This window comes from Candidatus Syntrophosphaera sp. (assembly GCA_019429425.1).
Taxonomy (GTDB): domain Bacteria; phylum Cloacimonadota; class Cloacimonadia; order Cloacimonadales; family Cloacimonadaceae; genus Syntrophosphaera.
The window spans coordinates 1-15,490 of record JAHYIU010000005.1 but is presented as its reverse complement, the minus strand read 5'-3'; the positions used below and the strand labels follow the sequence as shown (position 1 = coordinate 15,490).

Annotated in this window: 16 protein-coding genes; 12 read left to right on the top strand and 4 right to left on the bottom strand. The window is 58.7% G+C overall.

The features are described from left to right. Positions 1-2: 2 nt before the first annotated feature. From K0B87_01075 to K0B87_01045, 7 genes are all read left to right on the top strand, one after another. Entirely contained in the window at positions 3-1,757 is a 1,755-nt protein-coding gene (locus K0B87_01075) for a V-type ATP synthase subunit A (GenBank protein ID MBW6513336.1), read from the top strand. Next, positions 1,757-3,079, top strand: coding sequence for a V-type ATP synthase subunit B (locus K0B87_01070; GenBank protein MBW6513335.1), 1,323 nt, complete (start codon positions 1,757-1,759; stop codon positions 3,077-3,079). The genes K0B87_01075 and K0B87_01070 overlap by 1 nt, the downstream gene beginning before the upstream one ends. After that, positions 3,076-3,675 (top strand): V-type ATP synthase subunit D, encoded by a 600-nt coding sequence (locus K0B87_01065; protein ID MBW6513334.1) that lies wholly within the window; start codon positions 3,076-3,078, stop codon positions 3,673-3,675. Before K0B87_01070 ends, K0B87_01065 begins: the two co-directional genes overlap by 4 nt. After that, positions 3,672-5,465 carry a hypothetical protein gene (locus K0B87_01060; protein ID MBW6513333.1) on the top strand — a complete coding sequence of 598 codons (1,794 nt, stop codon included), beginning with the start codon at positions 3,672-3,674 and terminating at the stop codon, positions 5,463-5,465. The genes K0B87_01065 and K0B87_01060 overlap by 4 nt, the downstream gene beginning before the upstream one ends. A gap of 13 nt (positions 5,466-5,478) precedes the next feature. Next, positions 5,479-5,982, top strand: a complete 504-nt coding sequence (locus K0B87_01055) for a V-type ATP synthase subunit K (protein ID MBW6513332.1) — start codon at positions 5,479-5,481, stop codon at positions 5,980-5,982. Positions 5,983-6,057: 75 nt separating this feature from the next. Continuing rightward, the gene (locus tag K0B87_01050) at positions 6,058-6,444 is read left to right on the top strand and encodes a hypothetical protein (GenBank protein ID MBW6513331.1); all 387 of its coding nucleotides are present in this window, start codon (positions 6,058-6,060) and stop codon (positions 6,442-6,444) included. A gap of 28 nt (positions 6,445-6,472) precedes the next feature. Beyond that, positions 6,473-6,874 carry a DUF2752 domain-containing protein gene (locus K0B87_01045; protein MBW6513330.1) on the top strand — a complete coding sequence of 134 codons (402 nt, stop codon included), beginning with the start codon at positions 6,473-6,475 and terminating at the stop codon, positions 6,872-6,874. Between the two features lie 983 nt (positions 6,875-7,857). Here K0B87_01045 and hcp read toward each other — a convergent pair. Genes hcp through K0B87_01025 form a run of 4 tightly spaced genes read right to left on the bottom strand, consistent with a single transcriptional unit; the run spans position 7,858 to position 11,256 of the window. Then, entirely contained in the window at positions 7,858-9,501 is a 1,644-nt protein-coding gene (hcp, locus tag K0B87_01040; protein ID MBW6513329.1) for a hydroxylamine reductase, read from the bottom strand. A 27-nt stretch (positions 9,502-9,528) separates the two neighbouring features. Further along, positions 9,529-9,846 carry a cupin domain-containing protein gene (locus K0B87_01035; GenBank protein ID MBW6513328.1) on the bottom strand — a complete coding sequence of 106 codons (318 nt, stop codon included), beginning with the start codon at positions 9,844-9,846 and terminating at the stop codon, positions 9,529-9,531. A 13-nt stretch (positions 9,847-9,859) separates the two neighbouring features. Beyond that, positions 9,860-10,672: a 4Fe-4S binding protein gene (locus tag K0B87_01030; GenBank protein MBW6513327.1), complete on the bottom strand. Its 813-nt coding sequence runs from the start codon at positions 10,670-10,672 to the stop codon at positions 9,860-9,862. Further along, positions 10,669-11,256 carry a TetR/AcrR family transcriptional regulator gene (locus K0B87_01025; GenBank protein MBW6513326.1) on the bottom strand — a complete coding sequence of 196 codons (588 nt, stop codon included), beginning with the start codon at positions 11,254-11,256 and terminating at the stop codon, positions 10,669-10,671. The genes K0B87_01030 and K0B87_01025 overlap by 4 nt, the downstream gene beginning before the upstream one ends. Positions 11,257-11,458: 202 nt before the next feature. On the opposite strand from K0B87_01025, the gene hydE reads away from it, so the two are divergent. The 5 genes from hydE (at position 11,459) to K0B87_01000 (ending at position 15,483) form a co-directional block, all read left to right on the top strand. Then, the gene (gene hydE / locus K0B87_01020; GenBank protein ID MBW6513325.1) at positions 11,459-12,508 is read left to right on the top strand and encodes a [FeFe] hydrogenase H-cluster radical SAM maturase HydE; all 1,050 of its coding nucleotides are present in this window, start codon (positions 11,459-11,461) and stop codon (positions 12,506-12,508) included. Positions 12,509-12,651: 143 nt separating this feature from the next. Further along, positions 12,652-12,963, top strand: coding sequence for a YbaB/EbfC family nucleoid-associated protein (locus K0B87_01015; GenBank protein MBW6513324.1), 312 nt, complete (start codon positions 12,652-12,654; stop codon positions 12,961-12,963). A 26-nt stretch (positions 12,964-12,989) separates the two neighbouring features. Then, positions 12,990-13,586, top strand: coding sequence for a recombination mediator RecR (gene recR / locus K0B87_01010; protein ID MBW6513323.1), 597 nt, complete (start codon positions 12,990-12,992; stop codon positions 13,584-13,586). A gap of 3 nt (positions 13,587-13,589) precedes the next feature. After that, positions 13,590-14,216 (top strand): riboflavin synthase, encoded by a 627-nt coding sequence (locus K0B87_01005; GenBank protein ID MBW6513322.1) that lies wholly within the window; start codon positions 13,590-13,592, stop codon positions 14,214-14,216. After that, positions 14,200-15,483 carry an Ig-like domain-containing protein gene (locus tag K0B87_01000; GenBank protein ID MBW6513321.1) on the top strand — a complete coding sequence of 428 codons (1,284 nt, stop codon included), beginning with the start codon at positions 14,200-14,202 and terminating at the stop codon, positions 15,481-15,483. Before K0B87_01005 ends, K0B87_01000 begins: the two co-directional genes overlap by 17 nt. Positions 15,484-15,490 lie beyond the last annotated feature (7 nt).

Sequence of the window (15,490 nt, the reverse complement as noted above, 5' to 3'; positions counted from 1 at the left end):
ATATGACCACAGGCACTGTGAAAGGAATAATCAGCAACCTGGTCCACGTGGAGGTGGACGGGCCGGTCTCCCAAAACGAGATCTGCTACATCGACCACCACGGCGTCAGGCTGATGGCCGAAGTGATCAAAATTACGGGCAACATTGCCTACACCCAGGTGTTTGAAAGCACCCGCGGCCTGATGCCGGGCAGCAAGGCGGAATTCACCGAGCGGATGCTGGAGGTGAAACTGGGGCCGGGCATGCTCTCCAAGAACTATGACGGGCTCCAGGACGACCTGAACAAGATGGAAGGCCTCTTCCTCAAACGCGGGGAATACACCGATCCGCTGGACGAGGACAGCGTCTGGGACTTCAAGCCCCTGGCCAAGGCCGGCGACAGCCTCCAGGCGGGCGATTGGCTGGGCTCTGTCCAGGAAAACTGGATCGACCACAAGATCATGGTCCCCTTCAAGCTGGAAGGGAAATACAGCCTCAAATCCATAGTCCCCGAAGGCCAGTACAAGCTCACGGATACCGTCGCCACCCTCAGCGACGAGGAAGGCAAGGACCTTGAGCTGAACATGATCCAATACTGGCCGGTCAAGCTCCCCATCCGCGCCTATGACAACAAGCCGAGGCCCTTCAAGATGATGGAGACCGGGGTGCGCACCATCGACACCCTCAACCCCATCGCCGAGGGCGGCACGGGCTTCACACCCGGGCCCTTCGGAACGGGCAAGACCGTGCTCCAGCACAGCATCTCCCAAAACGCCGAGGCGGACCTGATCATCGTGGCCGCCTGCGGCGAACGCGCCAACGAGGTCGTCGAGCTGTTCACCGAATTCCCGGAACTGGACGATCCCCGCACCGGCCGCAAGCTGATCGAGCGCACCATCATCATCTGCAACACCTCAAACATGCCCGTGGCGGCGCGCGAGGCCTCGGTCTACACCGCCATGACCATCGCCGAATACTATCGCTCAATGGGGCTGAAAGTCTTGCTCCTGGCGGATTCCACCTCCCGCTGGGCCCAGGCCCTCCGCGAGATGAGCAACCGCATGGAAGAGCTCCCCGGCCCGGACGCCTTTCCCATGGACCTTCCCGCCATCATTTCCAACTTCTATTCCCGCGCCGGCTACGTCTACCTCAATAACGGCACTGCCGGCTCCATAACCTTCATCGGCGCGGTCTCGCCCGCCGGCGGAAACCTCAAGGAACCGGTGACCGAATCCACCAAAAAGGCCGCCCGCTGCTTCTACTCCCTCTCCCAGGAACGGGCGGACAGCAAGCGCTATCCGGCAGTTGACCCCATCGATTCCTATTCCAAATACCTCGAATACGACGAGGTGCGGGAATATCTGGACAACAACATCGCCCCCGGCTGGGTGGACAGCGTGACCCAGGCCAAGGATATCCTCCTGCGCGGCAAGGAAGCCAAGGACCAGATCAACATCCTCGGCGACGACGGGGTGCCCCTGGACTACCATTCCCGCTTCTGGAGAAGCGAGCTGGTGGACCGGATCATCCTGGTCCAGGACGGCTTCGACGATGTGGACAAATCCACCCCCATGAAGCGCCAGGCCTACATGCTCAAGCTGGTCCTCAAGGTCTGCGACACCGACCTGGCCTTCGAGAACTATGAGGAGCTCCAGCCCTATTATTCCCGGCTGATAAACTTTCTCCGCCAGATGAACTACCAGCCCTTCGAAAGCGCTGAATTCAAGAAATACGAGGCCGAACTGGACAAGGCCCTGGAAGAAAGGAGGGTGAAATAATGGCCGGACAAGCTTTCCAAAAGATCTACACCAGGCTCACCCAGATCACCAAGGCCACCTGCGCCGTCAAGGCCACCGGGATCGGCTATGAGGAACTGGCCACCGTCAGCGGCAGGCTGGCCCAGGTCGTCAAGATCATGGGCGACATCGTCACCCTGCAGATCTTCGCCGGGACAGAGGGCATCGGCACGGACGCCGAGGTCGTGTTCTTCGGGCGCCCGCCCGTCCTCAAGGTCGGCGACCAGCTTGCCGGAAGGTTCTTCAACGCCTATGGCGACCCCATCGACGGCGGCCCTGAAATAGAAGGCGAGGAAGTGGAGATCGGCGGGCCATCCGTTAATCCCGTCCGCCGCAGCGACCCTTCGGAACTTATCGCCACCGGCATCGCCGGCATCGACCTGAACAACACCCTGGTCACCGGCCAGAAGATACCCTTCTTCGCCGATCCGGACCAGCCCTTCAACCAGGTCATGGCAATCGTCGCCCTCCGCACCAAGGCGGACAAGATCATCCTCGGCGGCATGGGGCTCTCCAACGACGACTACCTTTACTACAAGCACACCTTCGAGAACGCCGGCGTGATCGACAAGATCATCTCCTTCGTGAACACCACCGACGATCCGCCCGTGGAACGCCTCCTGGTGCCGGATATGGCCCTGGCCGCCGCGGAATACTTCGCCATCCAGAAGAACGAGGCCGTCCTCGTCCTGCTCACGGACATGACCCTCTATTGCGACGCCCTTTCCATCGTCAGCAACCGCATGGACCAGATCCCCTCCAAGGATTCCATGCCCGGCTCGCTCTATTCGGACCTGGCCAAGATCTATGAGAAGGCCGTGCAATTCCCTGATGGCGGCTCCATCACCATCATCGCCGTCACCACCATCTCCGGCGGCGACATCACCCACGCCATCCCGGACAACACGGGCTACATCACCGAAGGCCAGCTCTACCTGCGGCGCGACACGGACATCGGCAAGGTCGTCATCGACCCCGCCCGCTCTCTTTCCCGCCTCAAGACCAAGGTCATGGGCAAAAAGACCCGCGAGGACCATCCCCAGGTGATGTCCACCTCCGTGCGCCTCAATGCGGACGCCACCAACGCCCGCACCAAGATGGAGAACGGCTTTGACCTCTCGGACTACGACGAGCGCTCTCTGGAATTCGCCCGCGACTATGCCGAACAGATCCTTGCCATCGACGTCAACGTCGACACCGACGAAATGCTCGACATCACCTGGGCCCTCTTCCACAAACACTTCACCCGCGAAGAGGTGGCCATCAGAAACGAACTCATGGAAAAATACTGGACCAAGGCATGACCTTCAAGTTCCAATACAACAAGATCTCCCAGATCCACCTGGAAAAACAGCTCAAGATCAGGCTCAAGGCCCTGCCGACCCTCAAGAACAAGGAATCGGCCCTGCGCCTCGAGGTCAAGCGCGCCCGGGACAAAGCCCACGAGCTGGACGCCAAGGTGATCGCCGAGACCGCCAGACTCGATGAGCTGATGAAGCTCTGGGCGGAATTCGACCCCGGCCTCGTGAGCGTGAAGAGCGTGGAGGTCCTCACCCGCAACATCGCGGGAACCAAGGTCCCCGTCCTCGGCGAGATCGATTTCCAGCTGGCGGACTACGACCTCTTCTCCGCGCCTTCCTGGTTCCTGGACGGGATCGAAATGGCCAAGCAACTGGCCACCTTCCAGATCGAGCGCGACTTCTTCCTCCGCAAGATGAAGATCCTGGAGCACGTGCGCAAGAAGACCACCCAGAAGGTCAACCTCTACGAAAAGGTCCAGATCCCCGCCTTTGAGGACGCCATCCTCAAGATCAAGCGCTTCATGGAGGACGAGGAAAACCTCTCCAAAGCCTCCCAGAAGATACTCAAGAACCGCCTGGGAACGGAGGCCTACGCATGATCGAGCCAATGCGCAAATACACCTTTGTCCTCTTCCACCGCGATTACGAGGATTTCCTCCGCGAGCTGCAGAAGCTCGGAGTGCTCCATCTGATCAGGAACACGGACGCCAAGACCGAATCCCTGCAGAAAAACCTGGAGCTGATCCAGGACTACGCCGAGGCGGTGGATTTCTTCAAAAAGCTCGGCTCCGAAGCGGAAAAAGCCGCCACGCCCCTTAGCCCCAAAATGCTGCTCAACAAGATCACCGAAGCCCGAGACGGGCAGGCCCAGCTCCAGCGCAAGGCCGAGGTTTTGCGCAAGCAGATCCGCGATCTCGAGCCCTGGGGCCATTTCGACTATGCCCTCGAAACCCAGATCGAAGCGCAGGGCATCAAGGTCGATTTCCACACCTGTTTGAAGAACCACTTCAAGCCCGAATGGCTGGAGGACAACGCCATCGAGATCATCAACGAGGTCTTCGGCGTGGTCTACTTCGTGGTCTTCTACACCGGCGAAAAGCCCGCCCTGGATGCCGACAGCTTCAGCTTCCACCGCCACACCCTGCAGGAGTTTGAGCAGCAGTTGGCGGAAAACGAAGCCCAGATCAAGGACATCGACGCATACCTGGCCACCACTGCCCCGGCGGCCATCGAGCTCTTTGAAGAGGAGATCGGCCGGCTCAGCCAGGCCTGCGAGTTCGAGGACGCCACCCTGCAAGGCGTAAGCGAGGCGGAGGACCACGTCGTCGTCCTCGGTGGCTTCGTTCCCGAGCGTTTGGAGCCCGGTCTGAACGAGTGGCTGGAAACCGAAGGCGTGATCAGTTTCGCCGCCCCGGCCACGGTGGAGGACAATCCCCCCGTGAGCCTGGTCAACAACTGGTTTTCCCGCCTCTTCGAGCCGATTTCCAAGATGTACATGCTGCCCTACTACAACGAGTTTGACCTCACCCCCTTCTTCGCCCCCTTCTTCATGCTCTTTTTCGGCTTTTGCAACGCAGACATCGCCTATGGCATCATCTTCATCCTCCTGGCCTTCTTCCTCGGCAGAAAGGCGAAAACCCCCGCCATGAAGGGCATATTCACCCTGGTGGGGGTGTTTGGGGTCGCCTCCGTGATCATGGGCTTCGTCGTCGGCACCATCCTCGGCTTCGACCTCAAGCAGACCTCGCTGGACAACCTGGTCATCATCCGCAACAATGACCAGATCTTCAATTTCGCCCTGCTTTTGGGTGCCATCCAGATCCTCTTCGGAACTGTCGTCAAGGGCATCAAGCAGGCCCGCCAGGGCGGATTCACCCATTTCCTGGCCCCCTTCGGCACCTTCCTCTTCCTGCTCAGCCTCACCGTCATGGGCGCCGGGATGCTCAAGGTGGACACCTCCCAGATCCAGCCCTACACCAGTTGGCTGATCTGGCCCGGATTGGCCCTGCTCCTGCTCTTCAACGCCCCCGGCAAGAGCATCGTGAAGAACGTCCTCGGCGGCCTTTGGCTGCTCTACAACGTGGTCACCGGCTTCTTTGGCGACATCCTTTCCTACATCAGGCTCTTCGCCTTGGGGGTCTCCAGCGCCATCCTCGGCTTCGTGATCAACTCCATCGGCCAGCAGTTCCTGGGCATCAAGATCGCCGGCCCCGTCATCTTTTTCCTCTTCATGGTCGCAGGCCACGCCCTAAACATCGCCCTCGGCGCCCTCAGCGGCTTTGTGCACCCCTTGCGCCTCACTTTTGTCGAGTTTTACAAGAATGCCGGGTTCAACGGGCCTGGCCTTGAATACCATCCCTTTGGCAACTCAAAGAAAATAAAATCATAAACCTGGAGGTTACATGCCTTACATTCTCTTACAAGCAGGAAACGACGCACTGGCCGCGATCGGCGGGGGAAACCCGGCCTATATCCTGGCCTGGATCGGGATCTTCCTGATGGTCTCCCTGTCCGGGATCGGTTCCGCCCTCGGAACGGGAAACGCAGGCAGCGCCACGATCGCCGCCATGAAAAAACGTGACGACATCTTCGCCAACTGCATGATCCTTTCCGCTCTGCCCGGCACGCAGGGGCTCTACGGATTCGGCGCCTTCTTCATCCTCAAAGAGCACATCACCCCCGAGATCACCATGCTCACAGCCGCCGCCCTCTTTGGCGCCGGGCTCATCTCCGGGATCACGAACCTGCTCTCCGCCTATTTCCAGAGCCGCGTGGTGGCCAACGGCATCGAAAGCATCGGCAACGGCAACAACGTGTTTTCGAACACCCTGATCCTCGCCGTCTATCCCGAACTTTACGCCATCATCGCCTTTGCCGCCTGCTTCCTGATCAGCGGCGCCCTGTAAAGAGAGGCCTTTTCGAGCTAAAACCGGACAGGGGGCGCGCTTCCCCTGTCCCCTTCTTTCAGACAAGGAGCAAAGATGGACAACAACGAAAACAACGGAAACAACGAGAACAAAGAAACACCCCCTTACGAGCAGTTTCAGCAGTATCAGACCCCGCCACCCCCGCCAATGCAGCTTCAGCCGCACCGGGGGACCATGATCCTCGTCTTTGGCATCGTGGGCCTGGTCGCCTGCCAGATCTTCGGCATTCTGGCCTGGATCTTCGGCAACGAGGACCTCAAAAAGATGGAATACGGCCAGATGGACCCCAGCGGCCGCGACCTGACCAACATAGGCCGCATCCTGGGGATCATCTCCGTGGGCCTGATCATTTTGGGGATCGTCTTCGGACTGGTCTACTTCTTCTTTTTCATGGGAGTGATGGGCGCCGCGGCTTCCGACGGATTAAAATTCTTCAATTGAGCTGTTAGCCGCCCCGTCCCCGGTCTCAATGCGCCTCCGCGTAGAAAAGCTGTCTGACCGCTATCCGGCAGGAAAACTGCCGGTTTTTGTTTTCTACGCCTTCTTCCTGGCCTATCTGGGCATTCATTTCGGGCTCGAAGCCTGGCTCCGGCTCTGCTGGTTCCGGGCTCTCACCGGGATCAACTGCCCGACCTGCGGGCTCTTCCGCGGCTTCATTTCGCTCTTGGGGGGGCATCCGCTGCGGGCCTTGCTCTCCAACCCCCTCATGCTCATCTTCACCCTCTTCGTCTTCTTCCAGCAAAGCGCAACCCTCGCCTTCAAGCGCCGCCTCGCCCTGGACGCCACGCCCCGCCAGCGCCGCCTGCTCCTCATCCTCTTCCTCGCCCTTTTCCTCCTCAACTGGCTCTACCTCATCCTCTTCCTTCCCTGATTATTCCCCTTCTCTGAACCCCTTTTCCGGGAAGCCACCCCCCTTTCACGCTCACCCTACACATTCCCAATCTTGTTCGGGATGTGTTCGGCGAGTGTAGGACTGGCGTGAGGAACAGGGAAAGGAAGGATGTGGTATTATGAGGATTGTGATCAGCTATTTTTCTTCATATTAGATCTCGGTAACCATTGATCATAATGAAGTCCGGAGGACCGTCTTGCAATAACACATAATGGAGAGAAACGGAAAGCCGTGATGGCGGGGTGAATGTAGCCGGAGCTTTCCAAAGCAGGGGTCCCCGCTTGCGGGGCTTCCGCTTCCTCCCCTGTTGCCCTGGATGCAGAGGATCGGAGTCCTCCGGCTACATCTTGCGGGGTGGCGCTTTGGCGTTTTGGCGTTGTGTCGCTTTTTGCTAGTCCGGAGGACGGCTGTGTATTAACACGGTATGGAGCGCAGCGGAATGCCGTGATGGGTGCGGATTACAATGATTTTGTTTTTTACCCCACCCCCACCCCCATTGACGGGACGCCGTCCCGCCTATGGGGGTGGGGGTGGGGATATTTTGTGTTGTACTCATCACGACTGGTCACGGCATTCCGCTCCTTGCCCCGCAAACTCGCTCCGCTCCTTTGCCGGCCCGCGTCGCTTCATACCGTGTTAATGCACTTTCGTCCTCCGGACTGGCTCCGTGATCGATTACCTAACCATCTCCCTTTACGTACTCCGGGCTTGTTCCGTGATCGATTATCTGCCCATCACGCCAGGTCACGGCATTCCGTTCCTTGTCCCGCAAACTCGCTCCGCTCCTATGCGCGCCTCGTCACTTCATACCGTGCTGATGCACTGTCGTCCTCCGGACTTGCTTCGTGATCGATTACGATTCAGCCTCTCTGCTTCTCCATCTGGGCACCCATGCCAATGAAAAAAAGCGGGACCCGGTCTGGATCCCGCTTGGTTTAGATGGGTTTGGGAGATTGTCTGGCTCAGGCCATGATGGCGGCCACGTCGGCGTCGGAATCGGTGGTCTGTTTAAGGCCGAAGGTGTCGATGATGACCTTGGCCACGTTGGGCGAGAGGAATCCCGGCAGGGTCGGCCCGATGCGCACGTTCTTGAAGCCGAGGGAAAGCAGGGCCAGCAATACGGCGACGGCCTTCTGCTCATACCAGGCGATTGCGAAGTCGAGCGGAAGCTTGTTCACGTCGTCCAGGCCGAAGGCTTCCTTGAGCTTGAGCGCGATCACGGCCAGGGAATAGGAATCGTTGCACTGGCCTGCATCGAGGACCCGCGGAATCCCGCCGATGTCGCCCAGGGGCAGCTTGATGTAGCGGTATTTGGCGCAGCCGGCGGTGAGGATGACTGCGTCAGAAGGCAGCTTTTCAGCCACTTCGGTGAAGTATTTGCGGCTGGGCATGCGTCCATCGCAGCCGGCCATCACCACGAACTTCTTGATCGCTCCGGATTTTACCGCTTCTACGATCTTGTCGGCCAGGCCCAGAACGGTTCTGTAATTGAATCCGCCGGTGATGGTGCCGGTTTCCAGTTCCTTGGGCGGCTGGCAGGCCTTGGCTTTGGCGATGAGGGCGGAGAAGTCCTTCTGCTTGCCGGGTTCGCGGTCCGGAATGTGGGTGGCGCCGGGATAGCCGGTCATGCCGGTGGTGAAGAAGCGGTCCAGATAGGTCTGCTCCTTGCGCAGGGGCACGATGCAGTTGGTGGTCATGAGGATGGGGCCGTTGAAGTTTTCGAAATCCTCGAGCTGGTGCCACCAGGAGGAGCCGTAGTTGCCGTGGAAGTGTGGGTACTTCTTGAAGGCGGGATAATAGTTGGCAGGCAGCATCTCGCTGTGGGTGTAGATGTCGATCCCGCTCCCCTCGGTCTGTTGGAGCAGTTCCTCAAAGTCCTTGAGGTCGTGGCCGCTGACCAGGATGCCGGGGTTGGTTCCCACTCCCAGCTGGACGACCGTGGGCTCCGGAACGCCGTAGGTTTCCGTGTTGGCGCGGTCCAGAAGCTCTATGACCTTCACCGCGTGTTCTCCCGTTTTGACCACCAGTGCGGTGAGCTCTGCGGCGGAAAGGGAGTCGTCGATGGTGGCGGCGAGGGCCTCCATGAGGAACTTGTTGATCTCGTCGCTGGTGTAGCCCAGCATCCAGGCGTGCTCTCCATAGGCGCTGATCCCTTTCAGGCCATAGATGACGGTCTCGCGCAGGGAGCGGATGTCCTCATTCCCGGTGGCCAGAACGCCGACCTGCTGGCCATAGCTGTCATAGTCTTCAGGTTTGACCTGGAAGGTGGCGGCATCCGGGCAGGTCGTGCATTCGCCGTCCAGAACGGCGCAGAGCTCTTCTTTGCGCTTGTCGCGGATGGCCATGACGTTCGCGATCGTGTCCCGGATCTGCTGCTCATCCCAGTTGGCGTTGGTGATCGTGCGGAACAGGCCGCCCATCACCAGCAGCGCGTCTTCCGGATAATAGACGCCGTGCTTGAGAAGCCGGGCGTCAACATGGGCCAGGCCTTTCATCGCGTGGATGGCCAGGTCCAGCAGGTGGCAAAGCTCGGGGGATTTTCCGCAGACTCCGCGCATCGTGCAGCCGAGGTTGCGGGATGTTTCCTGACATTGGTAACAGAACATGCTCATGGGTGTTTCTCCTTATGTTTATTATGGTTTGGGCAGTTTCATGACCAAGAGGCGGACGGCCTCTTCGGACGGGTTTTGGATGCCGTGCGGGATGCCTTTGGGGCTCTCGACCATTGTCCCCGCCGGGCAGATCTTTTTCTCAGGGCCGATCTCGATGAGCGGCTCGCCTTCCAGGACATACATCGCGACGTCCACCGGGGTGATGTGCGAGGCCAGGGTGCAGCCTGGAGCTATCGTCATGTGGATGATCTGGGCCTCCGGCAGGTCGTAGAGCCGCCTGCCCTCGATCCCGCCCTTCTGGAAGAAAGGCTCGGTTTGCTTGCAGTTTCTGGTGATCATTGCTGCTCCTTGTTCAGATTATCTTGCCGTCGACGGAAATGACGTTGAGCCGGACCATGTGGACCTTGCCCGCCTTCTCCAGTGCCTTTTGCACAATGAACTCGGTCCCGCCGCAGCAGGGCACTTCCATGCGCACGACGGTTACGCTGTTGATCTTGTGCAGGGTGAAGATCTGGGCCAGTTTGTCGATGTAGCGGTCGTTCTGCTGGTCCAGCTTGGGGCAGAAGGTGATCACGATCCGGTCCTTGAGGAAGCGGTTGTGAAAGTCGCCAAAGGCGTAGGGCACGCAATCCGCTGAGATGAGCAGGTCGGCATTGTCAAAGTACTCAGCCGCGGGATTGAGCAGTTGGATCTGGACCGGCCACTGGCGCAGTTGGGATTCTACCTCGCCCGCCGGTTTGGCCTCCGAGCGGGGCTCCAGCTTGCGGGCGTGGGTGCCGGAACAGCCGCAGGCCATGGTTTCCTCCCTCGTCAGGTCTTCAATGTCAAAGCCCTGTGCTTTGAGGATCTCCAGGGCCTGGGTGTAATAGCCCGTCTCGCCGTGGCTCTTCAGGTGCTTCAGGTGGGCTTTGATGGTGTTCTCGCCATGGGGGATGATGTTTTCCAGCACCAGGGCTTCGCTGTAGGGCTCGGCCTCGCGTTCCTCGATCGTGATCGCGCCAACCGGGCAGGTGCCGATGCAGGCGCCCAGGCCGTCGCAAAAGAGATCGCTTACCAGGCGGGCCTTGCCGTCGATGAGTTGGATCGCCCCCTCCGGGCAGCCAATGATGCAGTCTCCGCAACCGGTGCAGGTTTCGGGGTCGATCTTGATGATCTGTCTCTTCACTTCTTTACCTCTATGAGTTGTTTTATCGTTTCAAACAGTTTGCCGCCCTCGCCCACCAGGTCAAAACCCTGGCCGGAAAGGTTCCATTGGGTGACGGTGAAGCGCATCGAGCCCACGATGATGCGGAAAAGCTGCCCCGGATCGAGATTGGCACCGATCTGCCCCTGCTCCTGGGCTTCCCTCAAATAGGAAACCACGCTGTCCTTATGCGAGTGCATGATGCCGCGCATTTGCTCCGAAAAGGCCGGATCGTAGCGGAACAGCTCCTCGGAGAACATCACCTGGGCCAGGTCGGGGTTGGCGCTGAACATTTCGTAGCGGTTCATCACGAAACGGCGCACCCGCTCCAATGGAGCGAGCCCGGCGGTGCGGATATCCTCCAAAACCTGGCAGGACATGAGCTGGAAGTATTCCAGGATCTTGGTGATGAGATCGTTCTTGCTCTCGAAATGACGGTATAGCGCGGCTTCGGTCAGCTTCATCTCCCGGGCCAGATTCTTGGTCGTCAGGTTCTTGAACCCCTGCCGGGCGATGATCAGGATCGCCGCCTGGATTATATCTTCCTGTCGTTTCGTGAGTTCCATCGCTTATCCTATAGGTTAGTATGTCTTCACTAACCAATCTAACCAGCCCCGGGATTTTGGCAAGAAGAATTTTTCCCACCGCCGCAATCCAGCCCCCTGTGCCAGGCCACAGGCAGATTTCCCCTTTTGTTTGCAGGAAATCAAACTATACTGTGGGTATGCCAAAACCATTTCAGGCAAATCCAATGGAGCAAACCCAGACATGCGTCCCAACAGAAACGAACTGATAGACATGCTTGCCCTGACAGATCCGGAAGAGATCCAAGCTATGTATGACCGCGCCTACGAGGTGAAAAAGCAGTATGTGGGCACCAAGGTGTATTTCCGCGGCCTGATCGAACTGAGCAACATCTGCGCCAAGAATTGCTACTATTGCGGGATCAGGGCGGGAAACGAGAAGGTGGCACGCTACACGATCGACCGGGACGAAGTGCTGGCGGAGGCCGCTTGGTGCCACCAGCAAGGTTACGGTTCGATCGTATTGCAGTCCGGAGAACGCGAGGATGAGGCATACACGGCTTATATCACGGATCTGGTCCGCTCAATCAAAGGCCTTTCCCAAGGAGAACTGGGCATCACCCTCTCCCTGGGCGAGCAAAGTGAAGAAGTATACCGGCAGTGGTTCGAGGCTGGCGCGCATCGCTACCTGCTGCGCATCGAAACCACCAATCCCGCGCTCTATGAATCACTCCATCCGGCTGACCATTCCTTCCAGCGCAGGAAAAACTGCCTGGACCTGCTGCGCGAGCTTAATTACCAGGTGGGAACCGGCGTGATGATCGGCCTGCCGGGCCAGACCGTGTCTGACCTGGCCGACGACATTTTGTTCTTTTACGACCAGGACATCGACATGCTCGGCATGGGACCCTTCATCCCCCATCAGGACACTCCGCTGGGCCACCTCAGCGTTGGATACGATCCGGAGGCGGCTCTGGAAAACGCTTTGAAGATGATTGCCGTCTGCCGCATCGCCCTGAAGGATGTGAACATCGCCTCCACCACCGCGCTGCAGGCTTTGATGCCGACCGGACGCGAACTTGGCCTCCTCGCCGGCGCCAACATCATCATGCCCAACCTCACGGATGTAAGCTACCGGGCAGGATACCAGCTCTATGACGGGAAACCCTGCCTGGATGAGAACGCCAGCCTCTGCCGCAATTGCCTGGAAAACCGCATCAGGTCGATCGGGGAAACCATCGGCTATGGCGAATGGGGCGATTCCCGCCACTATCAAAACAAGCCCCACAAGTGATCTCCGCCTCAGGCCTATCCGAGGCTCAGGCCGCGATGGCTTAGATATCTCTTGACGAAAACCGCGATCCGGCCAGAATGGTTGAAAGCACTTTTTGATAAGCGCGATTTGACGCAAGGATCGCCAAAGCCCAAGGAGTTTATATGCAAAACATGAACCAGATGCTGAAACAGGCCCAGCGGATGCAGCAGGAAATGATGAAATCCCAGCAGGAGCTGGAAGATTCCACCTTTGAAGCCAGCGCCGGCGGCGGAGTTGTCAAGGTGGAAATGACCGGCAAGTTTGAGCTTAAATCCCTCAAGATCGATCCCGAGGCGGTGAGCCCCGATGATGTGGAAATGCTTGAGGACCTGATTGTTGCCGCGCTGCAGGAGGCCCATGCCAAGGTCGCCGCGGCCACCGAAGAGATCATGGGCAAGATCACCGGCGGGATGAATATCCCCGGATTGTTCTAAGCTGATTCACAGCCCAGGTTGCCTGAATGCTGATCTCCCCCGGCCTGGAACGCTTGATCCAAATCCTGAACCGCTTTCCAGGCATTGGCCGCAAAACCGCGCAGCGCCTCGCCTGGTTCCTCGTGAGCCAGGATAAAAGCTTTGCCCTGGAGCTCGCGGACACGGTCAGAACCACGGTGGAAAGCTTCACCACCTGCCAGCTCTGCAACATGCTCTCCGAAAGCGATCCCTGCCAGATCTGCCTGTCCCAGGAGCGTTTGGACGGCCTGCTCTGCATCGTTGAAACCACAGCCGACATCCAGATCATCGAAAACATGAACGACTACCGGGGCCGCTATTTCGTCCTCGGACACCTGCTTTCCCCCATCGATGGCTACGGGCCTGAGCAGATCAGGTCGGATTCCCTGCTGGAAGCGATCGGCCGCCTCCATCCGGAAGAGATCGTCCTGGCCCTGAAACCCTCTCCGGAAGGCGAAGCCACCATCCATTACCTCTCCGAGATCCTCAAGGACAAAGGGGTTCAGGTAACCCGCCTCTCCACGGGAATACCTTTTGGTGGCGACCTGGAATACAGCAGCATGCTCACCCTATCCAACGCCTGGAAAAGGCGCTATCCGGTCTAAGCCATGTTCACGGGGATAATCCAGGCCACAGCCAAAGTCCTGCGCAGCGTGCCTTCCGGGGGAAAACACCTCGTCACGGTCGAGCGTCCGGCCTCATTCTCCGATCTGCGTGAAGGAGCCAGCATCGCCTGCGACGGCATTTGCCTCACCGTTCTGAGCTTCGACAGCAGGAGTTTCACCGTGGAAGTGATGCGGGAAACCCTCACCAAAAGCACCGCCTCGGCCTGGAACGCGAACACCCTGCTCAATCTGGAGCCCGCCTTGCAGGTCGGGGACCGCCTGGACGGGCACTGGGTTTTGGGCCATATCGACAGGACCGCTCAACTCCTGGCCAGCCGCGTCATCGGCTCCACAACCTATCTGCGTTTTGAACTTCATTCCCAGGACCGGCCTTTGGTCGTGTCCCAAGGCTCCATCGCGATCAACGGGGTCAGCCTCACCGTTACGGAGCTCGATTCCTCCTCCTTCACGGTTGCCCTGATCACCCACACCCTGCAGAACAGCAATCTGGGCAAACTCGCGCCGGGAAACACAGTCAACCTGGAATACGACATCCTGGGCAAATACATCCTCAACCAAGGCAACCATCTGGATCTGAGCATGGAGGGCCTGCGTGAACAAGGTTATTAAGCTTTTCGGGTTGTTGCTGCTGATCCTCGTTCTGGCCTCCTGCGGCAGCAAAAAGAATCCCACCGGCGGGCCCGAAGACCTGGAAAAACCCACGGTCCTCACCACTTTGCCGCCTCAATACGGGCAACTCGGTTCCGGCAGGATCGAGATCAATTTCTCCAAACCCTTGGACAAAAGCTCCGTCACCCAGGCGATCTATATCTATCCCCCGGTCGCCGACAAAAAGGTGACCGTGGACAAAAACACCCTGCTGATCAGGCTTTACGGCGATCTGCTCCCGGACACGAACTACTACGTGACCATCAGCACCCGGCTCAAAGACCTGCGCGGCAACGCCCTGGCCGAGAACCAGACTCTGGTCTTCGCCAACGGAGACCTGAACAACCTGCGGATCGCCGGGAACTTCGAGTATGAAAACCCGGCTGACCTGGGCCTGCCGGTCCAGATGAGCCTCCTCTCGGCGGATTCCCTGCTGGTGATGAATATGGCGATGAGCGGGCCCACCTACGCGCTCGAGGCCCTCAATCCCGCCTCCTACATCCTTAGGGCCTATATCGACAAAGACCAAAACGGCCGCTACGATTTCTCCCGCGAGCCCTGGTTCGAACAACGGGCAAACCTCGACAGATCCATGAACCTGAACCTAACCCTCGCCTATGCTGACACCACCAGACCTGTGATCAGAACCGCCCTGGGCAAGTCTCCGCGGGAAATCGAGGTCACTTTCTCCGAACCGGCCGCCAGCTATGGATCGGTGAACATCGTCAGTTCGGACACTCAAACGGACCTGCCGATATTGATCTCGCGGCTGCGGGACAATAAAATGACCCTGCTCACAGCCAGACAGGAGAGCTTTTCCTACTTTGTGGAAGTCCGCCAGCTCAGGGACCTGAAAGGAAACACGACGCCCCTGGAAAGGGTCGAATTCCGCTCCGTGCCTGAGGATGACACCACTGCGCCGTTTGTCACCTTCACCGATCCCCGCAACGGAACCTCGGTCAACAACTTGGAGCCGGTTCTGGAAGTGCGTTTCTCGGAGATCATCCCTATCTCGGGCCTCAAGGCCAGACTCACGGCCGCGCGGTCTTCTGCTGAAGTTCCTCTTGATATCATCCAATCCGATAGCGACATATATCTGTTCCAACCCCGCCAGCCCCTGCAAAACTACCGCTCCTACGTCCTCAGCATCTTCGCGGAGGATATCAGCGGAAACAAGATGCAGGAAGAATTCCAGCTCAATTTCCTGCCCCTGCTCCGAACTGAATAAAGCTCAC

Coding starts and splice junctions, on each gene's coding strand:
- K0B87_01075 (MBW6513336.1), top strand. CDS start 3: ATGACCACAGGCACTGTGAAAGGAATAATCAGCAACCTGGTCCACGTG.
- K0B87_01070 (MBW6513335.1), top strand. CDS start 1,757: ATGGCCGGACAAGCTTTCCAAAAGATCTACACCAGGCTCACCCAGATC.
- K0B87_01065 (MBW6513334.1), top strand. CDS start 3,076: ATGACCTTCAAGTTCCAATACAACAAGATCTCCCAGATCCACCTGGAA.
- K0B87_01060 (MBW6513333.1), top strand. CDS start 3,672: ATGATCGAGCCAATGCGCAAATACACCTTTGTCCTCTTCCACCGCGAT.
- K0B87_01055 (MBW6513332.1), top strand. CDS start 5,479: ATGCCTTACATTCTCTTACAAGCAGGAAACGACGCACTGGCCGCGATC.
- K0B87_01050 (MBW6513331.1), top strand. CDS start 6,058: ATGGACAACAACGAAAACAACGGAAACAACGAGAACAAAGAAACACCC.
- K0B87_01045 (MBW6513330.1), top strand. CDS start 6,473: ATGCGCCTCCGCGTAGAAAAGCTGTCTGACCGCTATCCGGCAGGAAAA.
- hcp (MBW6513329.1), bottom strand. CDS start 9,501: ATGTTCTGTTACCAATGTCAGGAAACATCCCGCAACCTCGGCTGCACG.
- K0B87_01035 (MBW6513328.1), bottom strand. CDS start 9,846: ATGATCACCAGAAACTGCAAGCAAACCGAGCCTTTCTTCCAGAAGGGC.
- K0B87_01025 (MBW6513326.1), bottom strand. CDS start 11,256: ATGGAACTCACGAAACGACAGGAAGATATAATCCAGGCGGCGATCCTG.
- hydE (MBW6513325.1), top strand. CDS start 11,459: ATGCGTCCCAACAGAAACGAACTGATAGACATGCTTGCCCTGACAGAT.
- K0B87_01015 (MBW6513324.1), top strand. CDS start 12,652: ATGCAAAACATGAACCAGATGCTGAAACAGGCCCAGCGGATGCAGCAG.
- recR (MBW6513323.1), top strand. CDS start 12,990: ATGCTGATCTCCCCCGGCCTGGAACGCTTGATCCAAATCCTGAACCGC.
- K0B87_01005 (MBW6513322.1), top strand. CDS start 13,590: ATGTTCACGGGGATAATCCAGGCCACAGCCAAAGTCCTGCGCAGCGTG.